Genomic DNA, 5,535 nt, shown 5'->3' on the forward strand with positions numbered 1-5,535 from the left:
GAGTATAATGAACCAATCTACAAAAATAATTATCTAAAAAAAGAGGATACTTTTAATAAGTAACCTCTATAGATATATGTTTAAATGTGAAAAATTCAAGTTTTCTCGGTACTTAGAAAGTAAAGAAGTTACTTAAGGTTAAGAATAACCAATAGTAACTTAAAAACATAAATGATGGCTGTAAACTATCAAGTCTATCTAGAACTCCACCATGACCTGGGATAATATTTGATGAATCTTTTATTCCCGCTCTGCGTTTTAAGAAAGATTCAACTAAATCTCCATGTACCGCAAATAACACCGTAATTAAACTTAGCATAAAGAATGCAATCATTCTTTTACTGGTCATCATGTAGTCATTTAACGAAGTAAAGTTTACAAAGATGATTGCACATATTAAGGCACAGAATATCCCACCTAAAAACCCTTCTATCGTTTTATTTGGTGAAATAATTGCATTTAACTTAGTTTTACCAAAAGCTCGACCAAAGAAATATGCTCCACTATCACAACAAGCAATAAGAGCAAAAATGTAGATCATTAAAATTGGAGAATTATCTACGTTAAACGCTTGAGTAGCTCCATCAAAATATCTAACCGCAAAAATACTTGCAAAGAATGCCCCATTGCTTAAAGCAGCAAAGATTGCAACTAAACGTGGGTGCATTATTTTAAGTAAAGTATCAGTACGACGATAAATGATCAATGAAAATAACCACATAAAAGTAGCATAAAACATTAAAGTTTCATAACTATTTATAAGTAAAGTGTTATAGCTCGCAAACTTATCTGTTCCGATACTTAACCAAGTAATTAAAGCTGGTAAAAATGGATACAAAGTTGCAACTATGATTACGGTTAAATAAAGCCAACGCCACTTTTTATTCGGTTCTAAATTATTATCGCAATATATAAGCTTTGAATATTCCCAAATAGAAATACCAGCTATTATTAAAAACGCAGCAAAAAATACTGGAAAGGGTGCAACAAAAATTAATAAAAGTAGACCTATAATTAAAGCTACACCAGAAATAATTCTTTGTTTCATCTTAAACTCCACCAAAGCGGCGTACTCGTTTAGAAAAAATATCTATTGCTCGATCAAATACTTTAGCATCAAATTCAGGCCAATATTCTTCTAAAAAGACAAATTCACTATAAGCAGCTTGCCATAAAAAGAAATTACTAATTCTTTGTTCATTAGAAGTACGAATAACCAAATCAATTGGATCTTGATCTGTTACCGAAAGATTTTCTTCAATTAAATTAACTAAAAAACCTTCCTGAGCATACCTACGTTTTAGTTCTTCTATTTTAGTCAGTAAATCTTGCGTGCTATCTAAGCTCTCTTTTAATTCATCTAAGGCATTAGAGACAACTTTTGCCGTAGCATTAGTAAGATCCCATCTACCACTATAGTTTATGGCTATGTTTAGTTTTAAACCTGTGTTTTCTTTAGTTTTTTCTACTAAATCATGCAACTTATGTTGCATATCCAATGAAAAACCTGCCAAATCACCGATTGGGGTAAACTTAATATTATTTTTTATTAAGAACTTTTGGTTATTTTTTAACACTCTTATAAAAAGCTTCATAAGGTGTTCAACCTCTTCTTTTGGTCGTTTCCAATTTTCTTTGGAAAAAGCATAAAGAGATAGAGATTTAATTCCCCGTTCTACAGCATGTTCAATAGTCTTTCTAACGGCTAATGCTCCTGCATTATGTCCACTTTTTCGACTTTTATTGTTTTCTTTTGCCCACCTACGACTACCATCCATAATAATGGCTATATGCTTAGGCAAATTAGAATTTTCTACGTGCATGTAATTAAGATAAGGTTTCTATTAAATTTTGACAAACGATTCGTGCTTGAGCATCAATCTCTTTAATTTTAGCAAAATCAAAGTATGCTTGTTCAAAATTCATTGCTAACATTTTTTCTAATGTTAACTTATTAAATTTATAAATATCTAAGTACTTAATTTGTTTATTTAAAAAGGCTGCAACTGTAACTTCATTAGCTGCATTTAAAATACAGGTGTAAGTAAATCCTAATTTATATGCTTCTATTGCTAACTGAAAATTAGGATATCTTTCAAAATCTACCTCAAAAAACGTTAATCCTTGTAGGGTAAATAAATTTAAAGACTCGACCGAAGAAACATTTCTTTCAGGATAATTTATCGCATATGCAATTGGAACTTTCATATCTGTTGGTCCCATTTGCACTAAAATAGATTTATCTAAATATTCAACTCCCGAATGTACGATTGATTGAGGATGAATAATAGTTTTAATCTTATCAGGATCACAATTAAAGAGTACACAGGCTTCAATAAATTCTAACCCTTTATTCATTAAAGTAGATGAATCTATCGTAATTTTTGCCCCCATTGCCCAGTTAGGATGTTTTAAAGCTTGCTCAGGGGATATTTGTGTAAAATCTTTTAGATCTAGATGTAAAAATGGTCCACCAGAAGCTGTTAAAATTAACTTACTAACTCCTACTTGTTCTAGATCACATGCACAGATATTATCTTGAATTTCTTTTGGTAAACATTGAAAAATTGCATTATGCTCTGAATCAACTGGGATAAGCTTAGCTTTAGGATTATTTAATAAAGCTTGTTTAATTAAATGTCCGCCTACCACTAAACTCTCTTTATTGGCAAGCAGGAGAGTTTTTCCTGAATTTAAAGCAGTAAGTGAAGTTTCAAGACCGGCAAAGCCAACAATCGCTCCCACAACAACATCAAAATAATTCGAAGCAATTAATTTATTAATATTTTCTGAACCACAAATAATGCAAGTGTTTGTAAACTCTTGTTCACTTAAAGTTGCTTTTAATTTTTCGGTAAAAACACTTTCATAGCTTTGATCAAATAAACCACAATATTTAGGTTTAAACTCTTTAACTTGCTCTACAAGTTTATCTACACTTGAATTAGCAAATAATCCCGATATAGAATGATTATATGCTTGTAAATTATTAGCTTGCTGATAAGCGAGAACTTTTAAAGTGGATGTTCCAATCGATCCTGTAGAACCAAGGATTAATACTTTTCTTTGCATAAATTATTACAAATAAAAAACTAGTTGCAAAATTACTTTCACAACTAGCTTTATAAAAAATCATTTTTAGATTAAAAATCCATTAATTCTTTTTCTTTAGCTGCGCAACGCTCATCTAAAAGCTTAACGCTAGCGTCAGTAATTTTTGTAATTTGCTCTTCAGCACGTCTTTGATCATCTTCTGATATTTCTTTATTTTTTAATAAAGCTTTGATCTTATCATTAGCATCACGACGAACATTACGTACCGCAACACGAGCTTTCTCGGTTTCAGCACGTACAACTTTAGTTAATTCCTTACGTCTTTCTTCGGTTAAAGGAGGAAGAGGAACACGAATTGAAGTACCATTATTACTTGGATTTAAACCTAAATCTGAAGTTAAGATTGCTTTTTCTACAGCAGCAAGAGATGATCTATCAAAAACTTGTACATTTAGTGTTCTAGCATCTTCAGCTACAATATTTGCTAACTGACGAATTGGAGTTGGAGCACCATAGTATTCTACTTGAATACCATCTAATAATGAAGGGTGAGCACGACCTGTTCTAATTTTAGCAATATTATTTTCATATGCTTCAATAGATTTATCCATGCGCTCTTTAGCATCTTTTTGGATTTCAGAAATCATATATAACCTTGTAAATATAAAAATTATTTGATTTATTATCTAATTACCGAGTCTATTATACTATATCTAGCCAAGCTTCTTATAGCTACTTACTATTGTATAACTTATTTTTCTGTAATTAAAGTTCCTAGTGTTGAATCAACCACTACTTTTTCTAAATCACCAAAGTTATGAATATTAAAAATACGGATTGGTAATTTGTGATCACGAGCTAATGTGAAAGCTGCTAAATCCATTACTTTTAACTCTTTAGCAATTACATCTGCATATGAAATATGCTCAAAACGTTTAGCTTCAGGGTTTTTACGAGGATCTGAATCATAAACACCATCTACATTTGTAGCTTTTAATACTACATCTGCACCTATTTCAATCCCACGTAAACAAGCAGCACTATCTGTAGTAAAGAATGGATTACCTGTACCACCACCAAATACAACTACACGTCCTGAGTTCAATGCTTTAATTGCATTACTCCAGTTATATGTTTCACAAACACCGGTTAAAGGTAATGAACTCATTAAAGTACAATTTAGACCTGCTCTAAATAGAGAGTCACGAATCGCTAAACCGTTCATTACTGTTGCCAGCATCCCCATGTGATCACCAACCACACGGTTCATATTTAATTGAGCTAATTGAGCTCCTCTAAATAGATTACCGCCACCAACAACAATAGCAACCTGTACACCTAGATCAGTTACCTTTTTAACTTCTAAAGTAATTCTGTCTAAAACTTGTGGATCTATTCCAAAGCCCTCTGAACCTTGTAAAGCTTCACCACTTAATTTTAATAAAATTCTATTATATAAAGGCTTATTTGACATACAAAAATCCGTATTACTTATAAAATTCTGCACATATAGGAAGAGGCCATAATGGCCTCCTCTACAATAATTTTAAGAAAATTATTTTGTCGCTGCAGCAATTTTAGCTACTTCGTCAGCAAAGTTTTCTTCTTTTCTTTCGATACCTTCACCAACTTCTACACGGATGAATTTTTCTACTTCAACATTTTCACCTTTTAAGAAGTCAGCAACTGATACTGCAGGATCCATAACAAATGGTTGAGAAACTAAAGCAATAGCTGCTTTAAATTTAGCCATACGACCATTGATCATTTGTTCTTGGATATTTGCTGGTTTCTTAGCAAATGAAGGATCTTCGTTTGCAATACCTTTTTGTACTTCTAATTCTCTAGCTAAAACGTCAGCAGGGATATCTTCTTCACGTGCATATTCTGGACGAGAAGAAGCAATGTGCATACCTAATTTTTTAGCTACATCTTCAGAAGCAGGGTTAACTGCAACTAATACAGCAATTTTTGAACCATGTGTATAACCACCAATGAATGAACCAGTGATTTCTACAACACGACGGATTGTGATATTTTCACCAATTTTAGCAACTAATGTAGTACGCTCTTCTTCGAAATGAGCTTGTACTGCTGCTAAATCAGATGCGTTGTTTGCTAAAACATAATCTGCAACTTCATTTGCAAATTTGTTAAAACTTTGGTCTTTAGCAACGAAGTCTGTTTCACAGTTTAATTCAACTACATAACCAGTTTTGTTATCAGCTGTTACACGTGAAAGAACAATACCTTCAGCTGCAACGCGAGATGCTTTTTTAGCAGCTTTAGCTTGACCATTTTTACGCATATTTTCAATCGCAGCTTCAATATCACCATTAGTTTCAACTAATGCTTTTTTACAATCCATGATGCCTGCGCCAGTACGCTCACGTAATTCTTTTACTAGGCTTGCTGTAATTTCACTCATTTATATTTACCTTAAAGTTTATTAATTCTAATCCATACTTGTAATTACAAGTA

6 protein-coding genes are annotated in these 5,535 nt (G+C 32.2%); all 6 read right to left on the bottom strand.

Annotated elements, in window-relative coordinates; genetic code table 11:
• Positions 1–112 precede the first annotated feature (112 nt).
• The 6 genes from CKF59_RS05050 to tsf all read right to left on the bottom strand — a co-directional run bounded on the left by CKF59_RS05050 (position 113) and on the right by tsf (position 5,482).
• Entirely contained in the window at positions 113–1,048 is a 936-nt protein-coding gene (locus tag CKF59_RS05050; RefSeq protein WP_119534878.1) for a phosphatidate cytidylyltransferase, read from the bottom strand.
• Position 1,049: 1 nt separating this feature from the next.
• Positions 1,050–1,823, bottom strand: a complete 774-nt coding sequence (uppS, locus tag CKF59_RS05055) for a polyprenyl diphosphate synthase (RefSeq protein WP_119534879.1) — start codon at positions 1,821–1,823, stop codon at positions 1,050–1,052.
• 4 nt (positions 1,824–1,827) lie between these two features.
• Entirely contained in the window at positions 1,828–3,072 is a 1,245-nt protein-coding gene (gene dxr, locus CKF59_RS05060; RefSeq protein WP_119534880.1) for a 1-deoxy-D-xylulose-5-phosphate reductoisomerase, read from the bottom strand.
• A 71-nt stretch (positions 3,073–3,143) separates the two neighbouring features.
• Entirely contained in the window at positions 3,144–3,701 is a 558-nt protein-coding gene (gene frr, locus CKF59_RS05065; RefSeq protein WP_119534881.1) for a ribosome recycling factor, read from the bottom strand.
• Positions 3,702–3,805: 104 nt separating this feature from the next.
• Positions 3,806–4,528, bottom strand: coding sequence for a UMP kinase (gene pyrH / locus CKF59_RS05070; RefSeq protein ID WP_119534882.1), 723 nt, complete (start codon positions 4,526–4,528; stop codon positions 3,806–3,808).
• A gap of 81 nt (positions 4,529–4,609) precedes the next feature.
• The gene (gene tsf, locus CKF59_RS05075; protein WP_119534883.1) at positions 4,610–5,482 is read right to left on the bottom strand and encodes a translation elongation factor Ts; all 873 of its coding nucleotides are present in this window, start codon (positions 5,480–5,482) and stop codon (positions 4,610–4,612) included.
• Positions 5,483–5,535: the final 53 nt, after the last annotated feature.

The sequence above is a fragment of the Psittacicella gerlachiana genome (genome assembly GCF_003585965.1).
GTDB classification, from domain to species: domain Bacteria; phylum Pseudomonadota; class Gammaproteobacteria; order Enterobacterales; family Psittacicellaceae; genus Psittacicella; species Psittacicella gerlachiana.